Origin of the sequence: Labrys okinawensis, assembly GCF_002982075.1 — a bacterium.
GTDB lineage: Bacteria > Pseudomonadota > Alphaproteobacteria > Rhizobiales > Labraceae > Labrys > Labrys okinawensis_A.
The window spans coordinates 640,607-658,192 of record NZ_PUEJ01000003.1; the positions used below are offsets into that span (position 1 = coordinate 640,607).

Sequence of the window (17,586 nt, forward strand, 5' to 3'; positions counted from 1 at the left end):
TGTCGCGATGTCCGCATCTTCCTGTCCGTACGTGCTTCAGTCCACCAGGATGACCCGGAGGTCGTTGACATTGGTGAAGGTCGGGCCGGGCGCGACGAGATCGCCGATGGCTTCGAAGAAGCCGGTCGAGTCGTTGTCGGCGAGATAGGCGGCCGGGTCGATGCCGGCCGCACGGGCCCTTGCGAGCGTGGTCTCGTCAATGATCGCACCGGCTGGGTCGGTGGCGAGGCCGCCGCCCCCATCCGTGCCGTCCGTATCCGCGGCGAGCGCGCTGATGCCGCTCTCGCCCTCGAGGGCGAGGGCCAGGGCCAGGCTGAATTCCTGGTTGGGCCCGCCGCGTCCCTTGCCGGTGATGGTCACCGTCAGTTCTCCGCCGGAGATCAGGGCGGCGCGGCGGCCGGCGGCCTTCAGCGCGCGGGCCTGCCGCGCCTGGTCTGCGGCGACCTGCCGGGCTTCGCCCTCGACATTGGCGCCGAGCACGACCGGTTCATAACCATGCTGCTCGGCGAGGCGGGTCGCGGCCGCGATCATGTCGGAGGGGGTGACGACGATGCGGAACTCGCTCTTGGCAAAGACCGGATCGCCCGGCTTGGGCGTCTCGTTGCCGGCGTCCTCGAAGAGGGCCTTGGCCGCGCCGAGAGGCGTATTGAAGCGTTCGGCAATGGCGAGAGCCTGCGCATTGCTGACGGGATCGGGTACGGTGGGGCCGGAGCCGATCACGGCGGGATCGTCGCCGGGAACGTCCGAGACGGCGAGGGTGAGCAGGCGCGCGGGATAGGCGGCCTGGGCGAGGCGGCCACCCTTGATACGTGACAGGCGCTTGCGCAGGACATTGATCTCGCCGATGGCGGCGCCCGAGCGCAGCAGGTGACGGGTGATGGCGCGCTTGTCGTCCAGGGTCAGCGCGCCGGCGGGCGCCACCCAATTGGCGGAAGCGCCGCCGGAGAGCAGGACCAGCACCAGATCGTCCTCGCCGGCCGCTGCTGCAAGCGCGAGCGCGCGCTCGGCGCCATCGATGCTGCCCTGGTCCGGCACAGGGTGCCCGGCCTCGATCATCGGCAGGGTCTTGAGCGGGCGCCCATAACCATGGCGGGCCACCGCCACGCCGTCGATGCGATCGGCCGGGACGCCGAGGGCAGTATAGTGGGCTTCCGCGATCTCGGCCATGCTGCCGGCCGCCTTGCCGGCGGCAAGCAGGATCAGCCGTCCCGAGGCAGGGGGAGGCGGCAGATGCTGCGGCAGGAAGGTTGCCGGATGGGACGCAGCGACCGCCCCCGTGAAAATGGCGTCGAGAGTCTGGCGGCGGGCATCGACACGGTCAGGCATTGCGTCTTCGGGCTCCCTCGCGGCAGGACGCGGATGAGAAAACGCGTCATGCTTCATGCTTGTTCTTTGCATCGGTTCCTGCGCTGCCCGGCGATGAGGCAGCCGCAAGGGTGATGGCTTGCCATGTCCCTTAACCTATGGAGGCGCGGTGAGGCCAGCCCGTTGGCGGTAATTTTGGAAAGCGTCGGCGGTCAGGCGCCGGGGCCGCCTCTCTCGCGGAAGCGCCGCACGCGCATATGGGTGCCGCAGGCCTCTTCCGAACACCATTGGCGGCGTCCGCCCCGCGAGGTGTCGAGAAACAGCCAGCCGCAATTGATGCCATGGCATTCCCGCACGCCCCGGCGCCCGCTGCGGCCGGTGAGCAGGTCGGCCGCGGCGAAGGCAATGCGATGGAGGATGGCGTCGAGGGTGCCATCGTCGCGCCAGCCCCATTCGAAAATGCCGGCAGCCAGGCGCAGTTCGCGCTGATGGTTGGCGCTCTGCAGCACGCCGTCAAGACGAGCAGCATCTTCTTCGCTGCCCGTTTCGCCCATGGTTTCAGCGAGAAAGAGATTTCTCAAGGTCGTGCGCAGGGATCTGGCTCGCAGCAAGGCCGCGTCCGCCTCGGCCGGCTCGCTGTCGGCCCGTTGCCGCAGGCGGTCCGAAAGGGCCGAATCGATCAGATCGCCACGCCGGGCCCAGGTGATGAGATCGCCATAGGAGACGAGCAGGTCCGGCCCCCAGCGATCGCGCCAGGCGTCGACCGTGTTGACGAAATCCAGGGCCGGATGTCCGCCGACGAGGCGGATGGTGGCAATGGTCTTGACCTGGTTCATCGCAGCACTTTCCAGCGCTGACTCTCGGAATTCAAGCGTGCATTGTAACGATTATAATGATATATAACCGTTACACAAGATCTGCCGAGGTCCCGTTATGCCCAGCCGTACCACCTTGCTGTTCCTGGCTCTCTGCGCGATCTGGGGAACCACCTGGATCGGCATCAAGGCCGGCGTGGAGGCGGTGCCGCCCCTGCTGTTTGCCGGCACGCGCTTTACCGCGGCCGGCTTGTTGCTGCTCGGATTCGCCGCTTGGCGCGAGGGGCTGCCGCGGCTGGCGTGGCGGGATCTGCCGCGTCTCGCGGCCACCAGCCTGCTGATGATAACGCTGTGCTATGCGGCGCTGTTCTGGGGGGTGGCGCATGTCGATTCGGGTACGGCCGCCGTGCTCGAAATGTCGCTGACGCCGATAGCCCTGATGGCTTTCGCGCTCTGGCTGCGGGAAGAGAATTTCGACAGGCGGCGTTTCGGTGCCCTCCTTCTCGGCATGGCGGGGCTGACCATCCTGTTCGGGCCGACTGCGGTTCGAAATTGGTCTGCAGCGGCGGGCGAGGGCGCGGCATGGCGCCTGGCGGGAGCGGCAGCGGTGTCGTGGGCCGCAGTGGCCTATGGCTGGGGCTCGGTGGTCGCGCGTCCCTTGCTGCGGCTCTACTCCTCGACCGTCGTGGCCGGGAGTACCACCCTCTTCGGCGGCCTGCTGTTGCTCGCCGCGTCGCTCGCCGGCGAGCCCGGAGCAATTCGGGCGTTGGCTGGGCAATGGGGCGCGGCGGCCTGGGCGGGATGGCTGTTTCTCGTGCTGTTCGGCTCGCTGATCGGCTACACCATCTACATGACGCTCCTCAGGGAGATCGGCGCCACGCGTGCGGGAACCTATGCCTTCGTATCCCCCATCATTGCCGTGCTGCTCGGCATGATCTGCTTCGGCGAACAGGTCCGCCTCCTCGACCTGCTCGGCATGGCTGTGATGCTGGCCGGGGCTGGCCTTGCCATGGCGGAGCCCAAGGCGCGGCTGAAGCCCGCCACCAATTGAGAACAGAGCGGAGAGGCCGGAAGAGAAATACGGACGCAGTTGTTCACGAGGTCGTGCCGGACGCATTGCGGCCTGCAATGCTGCGAAGCAGATCCGGGATCATAAGCCGGCCGTAGCTCGTCCGCAGATGCGGGACGACCAGAACGTGACTTGTTACGAATGGGGAGCTTTTCGGGTCAAGAACCCGTCAGAACAAGACTCCGGTGCAAGGTGCGATTCGGACAAATCGCTCCTTGCACCGGTCAACGGCTTCGCTGTCTTTCCCGGGAAAGATCAGGTGCGCCGATGATGGCGGTAGTGCCGGCGGTGATGGTGGCGATGCCGATAGCCTTCGCCACCGTGTTGACGCAGCCACCGCGGCCCGCGATGCACGCCGGGCACGCCATACCATTTGCAGCGGGCGCTGTTCGACGGCGCGTTGCAGGTCCGGTCCCTGACTGTTTGTACGAGCGAGGGATTGTCCGGCTGGGACACCGGCATGGCCGAGGATGGACCGGCGAGGGCAAAGGTGGCGCCTAGGGCGAAAGCGGCGGCAATAAGAAATCTCATGAGCCTCTCCTGTCGAAATGAAACGAAAACACGCATTTGATCGAAAACGCTCGATCAAACGCATGGGCAGGGAGAAAGTTCCTTATGGGATGGCGATGTATATCGCGGCGGATGCGCAAATTGAACCACCGCTCCGCGCCTCAAAACTGGGCCTTGAATACGGTTGTCACGTATTGGTTTTGCGGAGTCTGAATGGTGGGCGCGACAGGGATTGAACCTGTGACCCCTCCCGTGTGAAGGGAGTGCTCTCCCGCTGAGCTACGCGCCCCCGAAGGGAAGCGCCTATTTGGATAAAGCCGGCTGCGCTGTCAAGCCGGTAATCGCGTCGATTGCAGAAATCAGTTGATCGAAATGCGAAATGACGTGGGTTGCCCCCAACTGAGTGGCGGGAATGTCGGTGTAGCCGAAATCCACGCAGACCGACGGCAGCCCGGCGCGCAGGGCGGTGTCGATGTCGGTCTTGCTGTCGCCCACCATGACGGCGTGGGTAGGATCGCCACCGGCGGCCTCGATCGAGAGGGTGAGGTGGCGCGGATCAGGCTTGAACCAGGCGAAGGCGTCGCGCCCGCAAATGGCGCTGAAATAGGGGGTCAGTTTCAGGGCTTCGATCAGGCGCACGGAATGTTCGGTCACCTTGTTGGTGCATATGCCGAGCAGCCAGCCTCGCGACTTCAGCGTCTGCAAGGCTTCTTCGACACCGTCGAAGGCAACCGTCTCATCGGCCAGATGCTCGCCGTAATAGTCGAGAAAATCGCGATAGAGCACGTCCATGCGGGCCGGCTCGACCGTCTGGCCGCATTCGGCAAATCCGCGTTCCAGCAGCGCGCGGGCGCCGGCACCCAGCAGACTCTGCGCTCTCTCGACCGGCAAGGCGGGCAGCCCTTCGCGAGCCAGGATGAAGTTCAGCGTTCCCATCAAGTCGCGGGCGCTGTCCACCAGCGTTCCGTCAAGGTCGAAGATCGCTGTCCGCGGCTGCATCATGCTGTTCTTTCCGGCTTGGTCTGGAAAATGCCATGTCTGGGTGGCAAGCGAAGAGTCGAGAATTCACGATTCGAGTTAGGACCGTATCGTCCGTGTGAATGTAACCGGGTTGGATCGCGCCTGACTAGGGCGTGTGACACGACGCCCCAGGCATTCGGGACATGCGCTCCGCCGAGGAAACGACGAGCCAGTCATCATGAAGCGTTCGCTAGGCCTTGCAGCCCTCCTTCTTACCGCCGGCCCTGCGCTCGGAGCCGACTATGTCTTCGTCGCGGCGCCGCAGAAGGACCTCAACCGCATCTACCGTGTCGACCGGCTCACCGGCGAGGTCGGGGCCTGCCAATATGGCGTCAAGGAGGACAATACCGGCGTCACCCTCTGTTTTCCGGCCGGCGAAGGGGCCGGCAAGCAGGAGCCCGGCGACTACACGCTGATCGCCTCCAGCCATGAGCGCGAGAGTTCGGTGTTCCGGGTGGAACAGCGCACCGGGACGATGAGCGTGTGCTATGTCTGGAAGGACCAGGTCATCTGTACGCCCCCCGGAAGATAGGCCAAAGCGGGTATCCGGCGCATGACGGACTTGCCTGCCGGAGGGGCGGGGCCGATTTTCCTTGTGTCTAGCCCCTTGCTTCTCAAACTTAACTGATGCAATCGGCAGCAAAGCCGTTATAACCGCCGCCTGATCCTGGGATGGGTCGCCCGCTATGGTTTGATCTTGTCAAACGCCGAGCCATAACGGATGACACGCTCGATAACCCGAACCGCCAAGGTTGCCATGACCCCTGACGACATGAAGCGCGAAGCAGCCCGAGCCGCGCTCGCCCATGTCGAAAGCGGCATGCGGCTGGGCCTGGGCCATGGCTCGACGGCCAAGCACTTCGTCGACCTATTGGGCGAGAAGGTGCGGGGCGGGCTCGAAGTCGTCTGCGTGCCGGCCTCCGAATTCACCCACGACCAGGCCAGGGATCTCGGTATTCCTCTGACCACGCTGGACGAGACGCCCGAACTCGACCTGGCGGTCGACGGAGCCGACGAGATCGGTCCGGCTCTCGGATTGATCAAGGGCGGCGGCGGTGCGCTGCTGCGCGAGAAGATCGTCGCCTCGGCGGCTGCCTCGATGCTGGTGATCGCCGACGAATCCAAGGTGGTGCCGGTGCTCGGGCGCTTCCCGCTGCCGGTGGAGGTCATTCCCTTCGGCTTTGGTGCGACCCGGGCTGCTATCGAGCGTATTGCCGCAAAACTCGGACTTTCCGGTGAATTGCGCCTGCGCCAACAGTCCGACGGCCTTGTTTTCGTCACGGATGGCGGGCACCACATCCTAGATTGCCACTTTCAACAGATCCCCGATCCCGCTGCCCTGGCGGCGGGCCTGTCCACCATTCCCGGTGTCGTCGAACACGGATTGTTTCTCGGATTAGCCAAGGGCGCCTATGTCGCCGGCTCTTCGGGCGTCCGCTTCATCGGGCCAGCCTGATTTGTGATGGGAGTTCCATGATGCTTCGTCAACGCCATGTTTGTGGGCAGGTTCGCGTCTTGGCCGCCGCCATGGTCGCCGGACTGCTTGCAAGCGCCGCAGCGCTGCCGGCTTCGGCGCAGAATGCCACGCCGGCGCCAACGGCCGAGGTGCCGACGGGCAATGCCGCCCAGCCGACGCCGGAGCAGCTGGCGACGGCCGTGCAGTTCCTGAAGGCTTCCGGCCTGACCGTCGGCTTCGACGACATCATTCCGCAATATCTGCAGCAGGCGACCGCCATCTATACCGGCCAGCGTCCCGAACTCAGCCAGATGATCAACGAGGCGGCCATCTCGCTGGTGCCCGAATTCATGAAGAAGCGGATCGAGCTCGATAACAGCCTCGCCAAATTCTACACCACGCGTTTCAGCGAGGACGAGCTCAAGCAGCTGATCGCTTTCTACGAAAGCCCGGTCGGCAAGAAGCTTGCCACCCAGCAGCAGATCATCCTGCGTGATTCGATGCCGGTGGTGCAGGGCTGGACGCGCGAGCTGCAGGACGGCGTGATGAAGCGGGTGCGCGAAGAGGTGGAGAAGAAGGGCGGCAAGCTCGGTCCTTCGCCGACCGAAACGTCCGGAGACGCACCGGCCGCGGCAGACAAGCCCGCCGCGCCGGCCCAATAAAATCGAATATCAGCCTTGTTCGGAAGCGGGATTGATCACATCAGTCCCGCTTCTTACGTTCAGGCGTCGCAAAGCAAGGCGCATGCACGCGTAAGCGCTTCTTTGCTCTGGTTCTTCGTTTCGACGTATCGTTGCGATTGCGGAGCGTTTCCATCTCATCGCAACACGCTTTCGCAATCCTCCCGGATGATCGCTTGCGCAGGCCGGGCAATGGCAGTCAGGCTCAACCATGTCGCAATTCGACTATGATCTGTTCGTGATCGGCGCGGGATCCGGCGGGGTGCGCGCCGCCCGCATCGCAGCCTCGCATGGGGCGCGGGTGGCCATCGCCGAGGAGTTCCGGGTCGGCGGTACCTGCGTCATTCGTGGCTGCGTGCCCAAGAAGCTCTATGTGCTGGCCAGCCGTTTCGCCGACGAATTCCGCGAGGCGGCCGGCTTCGGCTGGACCGTGCCCGAGGCCGAATTTTCCTGGCCCAAGCTCGTGGCCGCCAAGGAAGCCGAGATTACCCGGCTTGAACGGGCCTATTCGGCCAATCTGGAAAAATCATCGGTGGCGACCTTCCCGAGTCGCGCCGTGATCACTGCTCCGCATACCGTGCAGCTGGACGGCGGACGCAGCTTCACCGCCGGCCGGATCCTGATCGCAACCGGCGGGGCGCCGGTCAAGCCGAACGTACCGGGCGTCGAACTCGCCATCACCTCCAACGAGGTCTTCGACCTGCCCGGCCTGCCGGAAACGATGATCATCGTCGGCGGCGGCTATATCGCCGTCGAATTCGCCTGCCTCCTGCAGCGGCTGGGCGTGAAGGTGACCCTGGTCTATCGCGGCGAGGCGATCCTGCGCGGTTTCGACGACGATGTGCGCCGGGTGCTGACGGAGGCGATGGGCGCGGCGGGCATCGAGATCCTGATCCGCACGGATCTCAAGCGCATCGAGGCGGACCAGGCGGGCGGGCGGCGGGTGACCCTCACCAACGGCCAGACGCGCCATGTCGGCGAGATCATGGTGGCGACCGGGCGCAAGCCCAATACGGCGGGCCTCGGTCTCGAAACGGTCGGCGTGGAGATCAACACCGCCGGCGCCATCGCGGTCGACGACCAGTCGCGCACCACCGCACCCGGGATCTGGGCGGTCGGCGATGTCACCAATCGCATCAATCTCACCCCCGTCGCCATCCGCGAAGGCCATGCCTTTGCCGATACCGTCTTCGGCAACAAGCCTTGGCTGGCCGACCATCGCCTCGTGCCGACGGCCGTGTTCTCCACCCCGGAGATCGGCACCGTCGGCTTGAGCGAGGAAGAAGCGCGCGCCGAATGCGGCGGGGGTGTCAGCATCTTCCAGACCTCGTTCCGAGCCATGAAGGCCACCCTGTCGGGCAGCGGCGATCGTGTCTTCATGAAGCTGGTGGTCGACAAGGTGACCGACAAGATTCTCGGCGTGCATATCGTCGGCGAAGGGGCGGCCGAAATGGCGCAATTGCTGGCGATCAGCGTCAGGATGGGCGCGACAAAGGCGGATTTCGATGCCACCATGCCGCTGCATCCAAGTGCGGCCGAGGAATTGGTGACGATGCGTACGCCTGTCCGCTAAGCCGGCCTTTACCAGCCCGGCTGCAGAGTGCACGCCGTGCGATAGCGGCGATTCCCCCGCTTGGATGTCCGGCCGCTGCGCATGAGAGGGCGGCGGGCAGGCGGTTCGGGGAGGGCATGATGCGGGCTCCTGTGGTGATTTTCGGCACGCTGGCCGCTGGCATGATCGTGCTTGCGAACGCGGCCTCTGCACTCAATCTCACCCCGCCCCACGGGCGGCATGTTCCTCCCTTGCGCGCTGTGCCAGCCCAGCCCCAGGCGGAGGAAGCCGTCACCGATTGCGATCGCCTGGCGGCCAGCCCCGAGGACAGCCAGAAGGTCGTGGATGGCGTCGCCATGGAGGCGCTCGACGGCGCGCTGGCTCTGACGCGCTGCCGGGAGGCCGTCAGCCGCTACCCTGCCGTTGCGCGCTTCCAGTTCCAGCTCGGACGTGCCCAGGAAAAGCTCGGCAATGATGCGGCTGCCCTCGAGGCCTATCGCAAGGCGGCCGATCTCGGCAGCCTGATCGCAGCCTTCTCGGCCGGGGTGCGCGAACGCGACGGTGTCGGCGTCCCGAGCAATGACGCCGAGGCGAACCGCCTGTTCAAGCTCTGCGCCGACAAGGGCGACGCAGACTGCCTCAACTCCCTGGCCTATCAATATCAGGTCGGGCGCGGCGTGAAAGCCGATCCGGCGCAAGCCCTGGCGCTCTACAAGAAGGCGGCGGAGGCGGGACTGGCCGCCGCCAACGTCAATCTCGGCTTTCTCTATCGGGATGGCGAGGGCGTTGCCCAGGATTTCGCGGAAGCGGCCCGGCAATTCCAAGAGGCGGCCGACAAGGGCGATCCGGCGGGCGCCCGCAACCTCGCTTTGGCCTATCAGAGCGGACAGGGCGTGCCGAAGGATGGCGCCAAGGCAGTGGCGCTGTTCCAGGCCGCAGCCGACCAGGGCGACGACGATGCCCTGGTGAAGATCGCCTATGCCTATCTCAGCGGCGACGGCGTGCCCAAGGATGAAGCCAAGTCGGTCACCTATTATCGCCTTGCCGCCGATCGCGGCAATACCGACGGCATGGCCGGCCTGGCTTTCGCCTATGCCAATGGCACGGGCATCGCGGCCGACGGGAAGGCGGCAGCGCTGTGGCTGATGCGCGCGCTGGCAGCCGGCAACGAATACAGCTTCAACCAGCTCACCGACCACTGGGGCGCCTGGAGTCTGGACACCCGTGTGGAAGTACAGTCGATACTGGTCGATCGCGGCCTCTACAGCGGCAAGACCAACGGCACCCTCAATCGGGAGACCTTGAAGGCCCTCAAGGTCCTGGCGGGACGGGAGAATTGAGAGCATGGATGCCAGCGGTCGCGGGAAAAGCCGATCTCGAGCGGCTTGGAATCGCACGCGCCTCTTGATTTGGCTAAAACGGCCTGAACATGCCCGAAAATTTCGTGAATGGGGCGAAAAGCCACGGTTTTACGCTGGTTTTCCGTCTGCCGGACGCGTATAGAACCGGCCTTCGCCGGAAAACGCCGGCCCCGTGAAAGTATCGTCGTCGTGCTGGGCGGCTATTGCCGGCTCGCCCTGAGAACAGGAAATATACTCATGTCCGAGCGTTGGACACCGCAGAGCTGGCGTTCCAGACCCATCCAGCAGTCGCCCGTCTATCCTGACGAAAAGGCCCTCAACGACGTCGAGGCGACGCTCGCGACTTTCCCTCCGCTGGTTTTTGCAGGTGAAGCACGCAAGCTCAAGCGCCAGCTCGCCAAGGTGGCGGCCGGCGAGGCCTTCCTGCTCCAGGGCGGCGACTGCGCCGAGAGCTTCGCCGAGCACGGCGCCGACAACATCCGCGACTTCTTCCGCGTCTTCCTGCAGATGGCGGTGGTGCTCACCTTCGCCGGCTCCTCGCCGGTGGTGAAAGTCGGCCGCATCGCCGGCCAGTTCGCCAAGCCGCGCTCGGCGCCCACCGAAAAGGTCGGCGAGATCGAGCTGCCGGTCTATCGTGGCGACATCGTCAACGGCACCGAATTCACGGCCGAGGCGCGCATTCCCGATCCGCGCCGCCAGCTCGAGGCCTATCGCCAGTCGGCGGCGACGCTCAACCTGCTGCGCGCCTTCGCCACCGGCGGCTATGCCAATCTCGCCCATGTACACCAGTGGATGCTCGGCTTCGTCAAGGACTCGCCGCAGAGCTCGAAATACCAGGCCCTGGCCGAACGCATCACCGAGACGCTCGACTTCATGCGCGCCTGCGGCATCGACCCGGAATTGCATCCGGAGATGCGCATCACCGATTTCTATACCAGCCACGAGGCGCTGCTGCTCGGCTATGAGCAGGCGATGACGCGCATCGATTCCACTTCGGGCGATCCCTATGCGACCTCGGGCCACTTCATCTGGATCGGCGACCGCACGCGCCAGCTCGATCATGCCCATGTCGAGTTCTTCCGTGGCGTCAAGAATCCGATCGGCCTGAAATGCGGCCCGTCGCTCAAGCCCGACGAGCTGATCAAGCTGATCGACATCCTCAACCCCGAAAACGAGCCGGGCCGCCTGACCCTGATCGCGCGCTTCGGCCATGACAAGGTCGAGCAGCATCTGCCCGAGCTCATCCGCGCCGTGAAGCGCGAGGGCCGTTCGGTGGTGTGGTCGTGCGATCCCATGCACGGCAACACCGTGAAGGCGATGAACGGCTACAAGACCCGGCCGTTCGACCAGATCACCGGCGAGATCAAGAGCTTCTTCGCCGTGCACCAGGCCGAAGGCACCTATGCCGGCGGCCTGCATCTGGAGATGACCGGCAAGAACGTCACCGAATGCACCGGCGGAGCTCGTGCCGTGAGCGAGGCCGATCTCGCGGACCGCTACCACACCCATTGCGATCCGCGCCTCAATGCCGAGCAGGCCATCGAGGTCGCCTTCATGGTGGCGGATCTGGTCAAGAAGGAACGCTCGGGCCAGATCAAGCCGAGCATCATCGCGGCGGAGTGAGGGCGCGCGTCGCCTTTCCATTCCGACCGGAAGACCGATCTATCGAGAGGCGGGTCCGTTGGCCCGCCTCTCGGCTTTTCTGCCCTTTGTCGACGGGATTGCGCTGACTTTCCTCCGATCCTGCATCTTTCGACGATTTGCGCATCACATCCACGCGGCAAGGTTGCCCAAGCAACCAATGCAATCCGTGGATCCCAATGCTTTCCCGACGCCATTTCCTGCTCAAGGCCGGTCTCGCCACGCCCTTCCTGTCCAGCGGCTACGCCTTCGGCGTCGAGCCGCAGCGTCTCGTGGCGACACGCTACCGAATCTCGCCGGAGAATTGGCCTGCGGGACTGGTGCTCAGGATCGCCGTGCTCGCCGACATCCACGCCATCAATCCCTGGATGAGCCCCGCCCATATCGAGCGGATCACGCACGCCACCAACGCCCTCGAGCCCGACATCGTGCTGCTGGCTGGCGATTACGAAGCCAGCATGCCGCTCTATGGCGTCGGCTCCTATGTCTCGATGGAGGATTGCGCCAAGGCGCTCTCGCTGCTTCGCGCTCCCCTGGGCGTGCATGCCGTGCTCGGCAATCACGATCTGGGACGGCGTGGCAAGGGTGGCGACAGTGTCCGGCGCGCCTTCGCCGCGCATGGCATTCCCGTCATGGAGAATGTGGCGGTCCGGCTGGAGAAGACAGGGAGAGGCCTCTGGCTGCTCGGCTTGGGAGATCAGTGGGGAGGGATCCATCATAGGAGGCTCGACGACCTGCCGGGCACGCTAGCCCAAATGAGCGATGACTCGCCCGCGATCCTGCTCGCCCATGAACCGGACATCTTTGCCGAGCTGGCGCATCTGGATCGCGAACGCCGCATTGCCCTGACGGTCTGCGGACACACGCATGGCGGGCAGGTCAGTTTCCCGTTCTATGGCCCGAGAGGCGTGCCCTCCCGCTATGGCAGGCGTTTCGCCTATGGCCACATCGTCGAAGACAACCGCCACCTTGTCGTCTCGGGTGGCCTCGGCATGACCGGGGTGCCGGTACGTTTCGGCGTACCGCCGGAGATCGTGATGATCACGCTGGATGGCGGCGGCTCACCGGTGAGTTAGGCCGAGCACCTCGTGCTCGGCTTGCGCATGGCGATTGCGCTTTCTTTCCATCGCTCATGCATATCGTTGCTGCTGCGGCGCCACAAAGATGCGCGAAGATTGTTTCGTTCGTTGAAATATCCACGGTTCCGCATGCTCTCCAGACGCAATTTCCTCCTCAAGGCCGGCCTTGCCACACCCCTTCTGTTCGGCGGCTATGCCTTCGGGGTCGAACCACGACGGTTGCTGGTGACGCAGTACCAAGTCGCACCGCCCCAATGGAGAAGCGGCCCGACGCTGCGCATCGCTGTGCTCGCCGACATCCATGCCATCAATCCCTGGATGACACCCGCCCATATCGAGCAGATCGCCCTCACCACCAATGCACTCAAGCCCGACATCGTGCTGCTGGCAGGCGACTACGAGGCGGGCATGGGGCGCTTCGGTGTCGGCTCCTTCGTGCCGATGTCGGAATGCGCCAGGGCGCTTTCCATCCTGCGCGCGCCGCTCGGCGTGCATGCCGTGCTCGGCAATCACGATATCGGCTGGCATGACGGCGACAATGTCCGCCGTGCCTTCAGAGCCAACGGCATCCATGTGATGGAGAATGCGGTGCTGCGGCTCAAGAAGGACGGGCGGCCCTTCTGGCTGCTCGGCCTCGGCGACGGCAATTACGGCCTCGACGACCTGCCGGGCACGCTCGCCAAGGTAGGCGACGCCGCCCCGGCGATCCTGCTGGCGCATGAGCCGGACATCTTCGTCGACGTGCCCGATCACATCGGCCTGACGGTCTGCGGTCATACGCATGGCGGGCAGGTGGTCCTGCCCGGCATCGGAGTGATTCATGTTCCCTCGCGCTATGGCAACCGCTTTGCCTATGGCCATATCGTCGAGGGGGATCGCCACCTCGTCGTCTCGGGTGGCCTTGGCATGACGGGCCTGCCGGTGCGCTTCGGCGTGCCGCCCGAGATCGTGATGATCACCCTAGGGGCGGGGCTGCCGGCGTCCGAGGCCTAATCCGTTTGCACTCCTGCCAAAGTTGTGAAACACAACGAACTCGTCTGACAATTGGGGCGGGTTCTGATCGCAATGACTTACGACACCATCATCGTCGGCGGCGGCTCGTCCGGCTGCGTGACAGCCATGCGGCTCGTGCGCGATCTCGGCCAGCACGTGTTGATGCTGGAAGCCGGCCCCGCCCGCATGAATCCGATCATGCATATGCCGGCCGGCTACATGAAATATCTGGCCAAGGACACCTATCTCACCATGCATAGGATGGAGCGCCAGCCCCAACTCGACGGGCGCGCGACCATCGTGCCGCAGGGGCGGGTGCTTGGCGGCGGTTCCTCGGTCAATGCCATGGTCTATATGCGCGGTCAGCCGGCCGATTATGACAATTGGGCCGACAATTACGGAGCGGAAGGCTGGCGCTATGCCGATATCCTTCCGCATTTCATCGCGATGGAAGGCAATGCCGATCTCGATACGCCGGTGCATGGCACCGCCGGTCCGCTCAAGGTCACCAGGCCGCTCTATACCTGCGAGATGACCAGGGCCTTCCTGGAAGCGCTTCCGTCTCTGGGCGAGCCGCTCAACCCCGACTTCAATTCCGGACGCCAGCGCGGCGTGGGCCTCATGCAGGGCACCATGGATCGGGTGACGAAGCGCCGCTGCTCGGCCGTGGATGCCTTCCTGCCGCTGGTGCGCGGCGACGAACGTCTGACCATCACCACCGAAGCGATCGTGACGCGCCTCGTCATCGAGGGGAACCGCTGCACGGGTGTGGACTATGTCGAGGGAGGCCGGACCCAGAGAGCGTCCGCCGCCACGGTGATCCTCGCCGCCGGCACCTATGTCACGCCCAAGCTCCTGATGCTGTCAGGCATCGGCCCGGCCGACCATCTCCTGCGCCACGGCATCAAGCCCCGGGTTGACCTGCCGGGGGTGGGAGAGAACCTGCAGGATCATTGCGAGGTGCCGGTGATCGCCGCCTCCAACGGTCGCTACGGCTATTTCGGCCAGGACAAGGGCTGGAACATGATCCGCAACGGCCTCGACTATCTCCTGCGCAAGCGGGGGCCGGTAACCACCACGGGCGTGGAGGCCTGCGTCTTTACCAATCCCGACGACCCGCAGGCCGATGCATCGCTGAAGATCTATTGCGTGCCGACTGTCTATCTCGACCGCGACATCACCGATGTCACCGCCTGCGACGGTGTGACCTTCACCACCTGCCTGCTCAGGCCGAAATCGCGAGGGACGGTGAGGCTGCATTCGGCGGATCCACTCGAGCCGCCGGTTGTCGACGGCGGTTTCCTCAAACATCCCGAGGATATCAGGCTGATGATCGCGGGCCTGCGTTTTGCCCGTTCCTTCCTTGACACTTCGCCGATCAAGGAGAAGATCTCCCATGAGATGCTGCCGGGTGCCGACAAGGTTTCCGACGCCGATTTGCACGCCCATTGCAAGCGTATGGTCAAGACCAACTACCACCCCGTCGGCACGGCGCGCATGGGACGGGACGATGATCCGATGGCGGTCCTCGATTCCCAGCTGCGTGTGCGCGGCGTCGAGGGCTTGCGCGTATTCGACTGCTCGGTGATGCCCGAGATCGTCAGCGCCAATACCAATGCCCCGGTGATGGCCATCGCCCATCGCGCCGTGGAGTGGCTGAAGACGGGCTGACCGCCCGGCGAGGAGCTTGCCGGACGTGTCACATAACTGAAATATTCCTGCACTACGGGCTTCACGAAAGCATGGGCCTATGGCGCCCGAGACATGCCTGGCCGATCGGAACGGCCTTCTCGCAAGGAGTATTCGCATGACGACGCCAGCGGATAGCAGACCCAATCTCGACCGTATCCGGCAAGAAATCGCCGATGGATATGATGAAGAACTCGAATTGGAGCTGGAAGAGGCACGCCTCGACCGCATTCTGGGGGATGCACCCGAGCTGGAGGAGCGCGATACGCTCGATCGCAAGATCTATTTCCGCGAGCTCTTCCGCCTGCAGCACGAACTGGTCGAGCTGCAGGACTGGATCCAGCACCACAAGCTGCGGGTGGTGGTGCTGTTCGAAGGGCGCGATTCCGCGGGCAAGGGCGGCGTGATCAAGCGCATCACCCAGCGCCTCAATCCGCGCATCTGTCGCGTGGCCGCCTTGCCGGCGCCCAACGAGCGCGAGCGCACGCAGTGGTATTTCCAGCGTTATGTCGCCCATCTGCCGGCCGGCGGCGAGATGGTGCTGTTCGACCGCAGCTGGTACAACCGGGCAGGCGTCGAGCATGTCATGGGCTTTTGCACCGATGCCGAATATGAGGAGTTCTTCCGCTCCGTGCCCGAATTCGAGCGCATGCTGGTGCGCTCGGGCATCATTCTGTTGAAATACTGGTTCTCGATCACCGACGAGGAGCAGGAATTCCGCTTCAACATGCGTATCCAGGATCCGCTCAAGCAGTGGAAGCTGAGCCCGATGGACGTGGAATCGCGTCGGCGCTGGGAAGACTATACCAGGGCCAAGGAAGTGATGCTGGAACGCACCCATATTCCCGAGGCACCCTGGTGGGTGGTCGAGGCCGTGGACAAGAAGCGCGCGCGCCTCAACTGCATCAGCCATCTGCTCAGCCAGATTCCCTATGGCCAGGTCGAGCATCCGCCGGTCGTCCTGCCCGAGCGGGAGCGCCACGAGGATTATGTGCGCCATCCCGTACCCTCGGAAATGTATGTGCCGAACGTGTTCTGAAGCATTTTTGCCCCGAATGTCGGCGACAAGTCCAGGGACGTCGCCCGTCATCGTGGCGCCTCGCTTCGCGGCCGACCGAAGCGGGACGCCATCCGCTTTTGGCATGATCTCATCATTTGAAGCGCGGTCGGTTTTGGCTTAGGCCTGTGAGCCCAAACAGGTACAAGGGAGCCGCCCGATGTCGCTCATCGATCATGTCAAATCCACCCTGACGGAAATCGCCAGGGACGGCTTGTGGAAGAGCGAACGCGAGATTGCCGGCCCGCAGCGCGCCCGCATCGAAGTGGCCGCCGAGGCCGGACGGCGGCCGATGCTCAATCTGTGCGCCAACAACTATCTCGGCCTTGCCGACAATCCCGAGATCATCGCCACCGCCAAGCAGGCGATGGACGGCCACGGCTTCGGCATGGCCTCGGTGCGCTTCATCTGCGGCACGCAGACCCTGCATCGCGAACTCGAGCGCACCATCGCCCGTTATCTCAACAAGGACGATGCGATTCTCTTCGCCGCCTGCTTCGACGCCAATGGCGGGGTGTTCGAGCCGCTGCTCGGCGCCGAGGATGCCATCGTCTCCGACAGCCTGAACCATGCCTCGATCATCGACGGCGTGCGCCTGTGCAAGGCCAAGCGCTATCGCTTCGCCAATGGCGACATGAACGATCTCGAAGTGCAGTTGCAGGCGGCCAAGGCCGACAATGCCCGCCACATCGTCATCGCCACCGACGGCGTGTTTTCCATGGACGGCTATCTCGCCGACCTGAAGACGCTCACGGACCTTGCCGGGCGCTACGGCGCCAATGTGATGGTGGATGATTGCCACGCCACCGGCTTCATCGGGCCGGAGGGGCGCGGCACGCCCGCTCGCGCCGGGGTGGAGGACAAGGTCGATATCCTCACCGGCACGCTGGGCAAGGCCTTAGGTGGCGCCATGGGTGGCTATGTCGCCGCCAGCCAGCCGATCATCGATCTCCTGCGTCAGCGTGCACGTCCCTATCTTTTCTCCAATTCTTTGGCCCCGCCGGTCGCGGCCGGCTCGATGAGGGCGATCGAACTGGCTCAGGCGGGCGATGGCCTGCGCGAAAAACTGTTCGCCAACACCAGGCGTTTCCGCGCCGGGCTGGAGAAGGCCGGCTTCGAGCTCCTGCAGGGCGAGACGCCGATCATCCCGGTGATGCTGCATGATGCCCGCCGCGCGCAGGAGATGGCCCGGGCCCTCGACGAACGCGGCGTTTATGTCGCCGGCTTCTTCTTCCCGGTGGTGCCGAAGGGCAGGGCGCGCATCCGCACCCAGATGTCGGCCGGGCTCACGCAGGCCGATATCGATTTTGCCATCGACGCCTTTGCCGATGCCGGGAAAGCTCTGGGCGTGATCTGATC

At 64.6% G+C, this 17,586-nt stretch carries 16 protein-coding genes and 1 tRNA gene; 12 read left to right on the plus strand and 5 right to left on the minus strand.

All coding sequences use genetic code 11. The features are described from left to right. Positions 1 to 36: 36 nt before the first annotated feature. Both C5L14_RS09980 and C5L14_RS09985 read right to left on the minus strand, forming a co-directional pair. Positions 37 to 1,326 (minus strand): glycerate kinase type-2 family protein, encoded by a 1,290-nt coding sequence (locus tag C5L14_RS09980; RefSeq protein WP_105861861.1) that lies wholly within the window; start codon positions 1,324 to 1,326, stop codon positions 37 to 39. A gap of 191 nt (positions 1,327 to 1,517) precedes the next feature. Beyond that, positions 1,518 to 2,141: a CGNR zinc finger domain-containing protein gene (locus tag C5L14_RS09985; RefSeq protein ID WP_105861862.1), complete on the minus strand. Its 624-nt coding sequence runs from the start codon at positions 2,139 to 2,141 to the stop codon at positions 1,518 to 1,520. Positions 2,142 to 2,238: 97 nt separating this feature from the next. Between C5L14_RS09985 and C5L14_RS09990 the strand changes: the two genes are divergently transcribed. Then, positions 2,239 to 3,171, plus strand: a complete 933-nt coding sequence (locus tag C5L14_RS09990; protein ID WP_105861863.1) for a DMT family transporter — start codon at positions 2,239 to 2,241, stop codon at positions 3,169 to 3,171. A 273-nt stretch (positions 3,172 to 3,444) separates the two neighbouring features. Here the strand turns inward: C5L14_RS09990 and C5L14_RS29955 are convergent, their stop codons facing one another. The 3 genes from C5L14_RS29955 to C5L14_RS10000 all read right to left on the minus strand — a co-directional run bounded on the left by C5L14_RS29955 (position 3,445) and on the right by C5L14_RS10000 (position 4,701). Continuing rightward, positions 3,445 to 3,720 (minus strand): hypothetical protein, encoded by a 276-nt coding sequence (locus tag C5L14_RS29955; protein ID WP_146126877.1) that lies wholly within the window; start codon positions 3,718 to 3,720, stop codon positions 3,445 to 3,447. A gap of 193 nt (positions 3,721 to 3,913) precedes the next feature. Then, positions 3,914 to 3,988, minus strand: a tRNA-Val gene (locus tag C5L14_RS09995). Positions 3,989 to 4,002: 14 nt separating this feature from the next. Then, positions 4,003 to 4,701 (minus strand): HAD family hydrolase, encoded by a 699-nt coding sequence (locus C5L14_RS10000; RefSeq protein WP_105861864.1) that lies wholly within the window; start codon positions 4,699 to 4,701, stop codon positions 4,003 to 4,005. 196 nt (positions 4,702 to 4,897) lie between these two features. Between C5L14_RS10000 and C5L14_RS10005 the strand changes: the two genes are divergently transcribed. The 11 genes from C5L14_RS10005 (at position 4,898) to C5L14_RS10055 (ending at position 17,584) form a co-directional block, all read left to right on the plus strand. After that, complete coding sequence (locus C5L14_RS10005; protein WP_105861865.1) at positions 4,898 to 5,251, plus strand: hypothetical protein; 354 nt, start codon at positions 4,898 to 4,900, stop codon at positions 5,249 to 5,251. A 225-nt stretch (positions 5,252 to 5,476) separates the two neighbouring features. Next, on the plus strand, positions 5,477 to 6,175 hold the full coding sequence (gene rpiA, locus C5L14_RS10010; protein WP_105861866.1) for a ribose-5-phosphate isomerase RpiA: 699 nt from the start codon (positions 5,477 to 5,479) through the stop codon (positions 6,173 to 6,175). A gap of 17 nt (positions 6,176 to 6,192) precedes the next feature. Beyond that, positions 6,193 to 6,837 carry a DUF2059 domain-containing protein gene (locus tag C5L14_RS10015; protein WP_105861867.1) on the plus strand — a complete coding sequence of 215 codons (645 nt, stop codon included), beginning with the start codon at positions 6,193 to 6,195 and terminating at the stop codon, positions 6,835 to 6,837. 229 nt (positions 6,838 to 7,066) lie between these two features. Further along, positions 7,067 to 8,428 (plus strand): glutathione-disulfide reductase, encoded by a 1,362-nt coding sequence (gor, locus tag C5L14_RS10020; protein WP_105861868.1) that lies wholly within the window; start codon positions 7,067 to 7,069, stop codon positions 8,426 to 8,428. Between the two features lie 116 nt (positions 8,429 to 8,544). Next, positions 8,545 to 9,747, plus strand: a complete 1,203-nt coding sequence (locus C5L14_RS10025; protein ID WP_105861869.1) for a tetratricopeptide repeat protein — start codon at positions 8,545 to 8,547, stop codon at positions 9,745 to 9,747. A 258-nt stretch (positions 9,748 to 10,005) separates the two neighbouring features. After that, positions 10,006 to 11,391, plus strand: coding sequence for a class II 3-deoxy-7-phosphoheptulonate synthase (locus tag C5L14_RS10030; RefSeq protein ID WP_105861870.1), 1,386 nt, complete (start codon positions 10,006 to 10,008; stop codon positions 11,389 to 11,391). Between the two features lie 197 nt (positions 11,392 to 11,588). Beyond that, on the plus strand, positions 11,589 to 12,485 hold the full coding sequence (locus C5L14_RS10035; RefSeq protein ID WP_105861871.1) for a metallophosphoesterase: 897 nt from the start codon (positions 11,589 to 11,591) through the stop codon (positions 12,483 to 12,485). Between the two features lie 132 nt (positions 12,486 to 12,617). Continuing rightward, on the plus strand, positions 12,618 to 13,481 hold the full coding sequence (locus tag C5L14_RS10040; RefSeq protein WP_105861872.1) for a metallophosphoesterase: 864 nt from the start codon (positions 12,618 to 12,620) through the stop codon (positions 13,479 to 13,481). A 72-nt stretch (positions 13,482 to 13,553) separates the two neighbouring features. Beyond that, positions 13,554 to 15,152: a GMC family oxidoreductase gene (locus tag C5L14_RS10045; protein WP_105861873.1), complete on the plus strand. Its 1,599-nt coding sequence runs from the start codon at positions 13,554 to 13,556 to the stop codon at positions 15,150 to 15,152. Between the two features lie 136 nt (positions 15,153 to 15,288). Further along, entirely contained in the window at positions 15,289 to 16,209 is a 921-nt protein-coding gene (gene ppk2 / locus C5L14_RS10050) for a polyphosphate kinase 2 (RefSeq protein WP_105861874.1), read from the plus strand. Between the two features lie 178 nt (positions 16,210 to 16,387). Next, the gene (locus tag C5L14_RS10055; RefSeq protein WP_105861875.1) at positions 16,388 to 17,584 is read left to right on the plus strand and encodes a glycine C-acetyltransferase; all 1,197 of its coding nucleotides are present in this window, start codon (positions 16,388 to 16,390) and stop codon (positions 17,582 to 17,584) included. Positions 17,585 to 17,586: the final 2 nt, after the last annotated feature.

Coding starts and splice junctions, on each gene's coding strand:
- C5L14_RS09980 (WP_105861861.1), bottom strand. CDS start 1,326: ATGCCTGACCGTGTCGATGCCCGCCGCCAGACTCTCGACGCCATTTTC.
- C5L14_RS09985 (WP_105861862.1), bottom strand. CDS start 2,141: ATGAACCAGGTCAAGACCATTGCCACCATCCGCCTCGTCGGCGGACAT.
- C5L14_RS09990 (WP_105861863.1), top strand. CDS start 2,239: ATGCCCAGCCGTACCACCTTGCTGTTCCTGGCTCTCTGCGCGATCTGG.
- C5L14_RS29955 (WP_146126877.1), bottom strand. CDS start 3,720: ATGAGATTTCTTATTGCCGCCGCTTTCGCCCTAGGCGCCACCTTTGCC.
- C5L14_RS10000 (WP_105861864.1), bottom strand. CDS start 4,701: ATGATGCAGCCGCGGACAGCGATCTTCGACCTTGACGGAACGCTGGTG.
- C5L14_RS10005 (WP_105861865.1), top strand. CDS start 4,898: ATGAAGCGTTCGCTAGGCCTTGCAGCCCTCCTTCTTACCGCCGGCCCT.
- rpiA (WP_105861866.1), top strand. CDS start 5,477: ATGACCCCTGACGACATGAAGCGCGAAGCAGCCCGAGCCGCGCTCGCC.
- C5L14_RS10015 (WP_105861867.1), top strand. CDS start 6,193: ATGATGCTTCGTCAACGCCATGTTTGTGGGCAGGTTCGCGTCTTGGCC.
- gor (WP_105861868.1), top strand. CDS start 7,067: ATGTCGCAATTCGACTATGATCTGTTCGTGATCGGCGCGGGATCCGGC.
- C5L14_RS10025 (WP_105861869.1), top strand. CDS start 8,545: ATGATGCGGGCTCCTGTGGTGATTTTCGGCACGCTGGCCGCTGGCATG.
- C5L14_RS10030 (WP_105861870.1), top strand. CDS start 10,006: ATGTCCGAGCGTTGGACACCGCAGAGCTGGCGTTCCAGACCCATCCAG.
- C5L14_RS10035 (WP_105861871.1), top strand. CDS start 11,589: ATGCTTTCCCGACGCCATTTCCTGCTCAAGGCCGGTCTCGCCACGCCC.
- C5L14_RS10040 (WP_105861872.1), top strand. CDS start 12,618: ATGCTCTCCAGACGCAATTTCCTCCTCAAGGCCGGCCTTGCCACACCC.
- C5L14_RS10045 (WP_105861873.1), top strand. CDS start 13,554: ATGACTTACGACACCATCATCGTCGGCGGCGGCTCGTCCGGCTGCGTG.
- ppk2 (WP_105861874.1), top strand. CDS start 15,289: ATGACGACGCCAGCGGATAGCAGACCCAATCTCGACCGTATCCGGCAA.
- C5L14_RS10055 (WP_105861875.1), top strand. CDS start 16,388: ATGTCGCTCATCGATCATGTCAAATCCACCCTGACGGAAATCGCCAGG.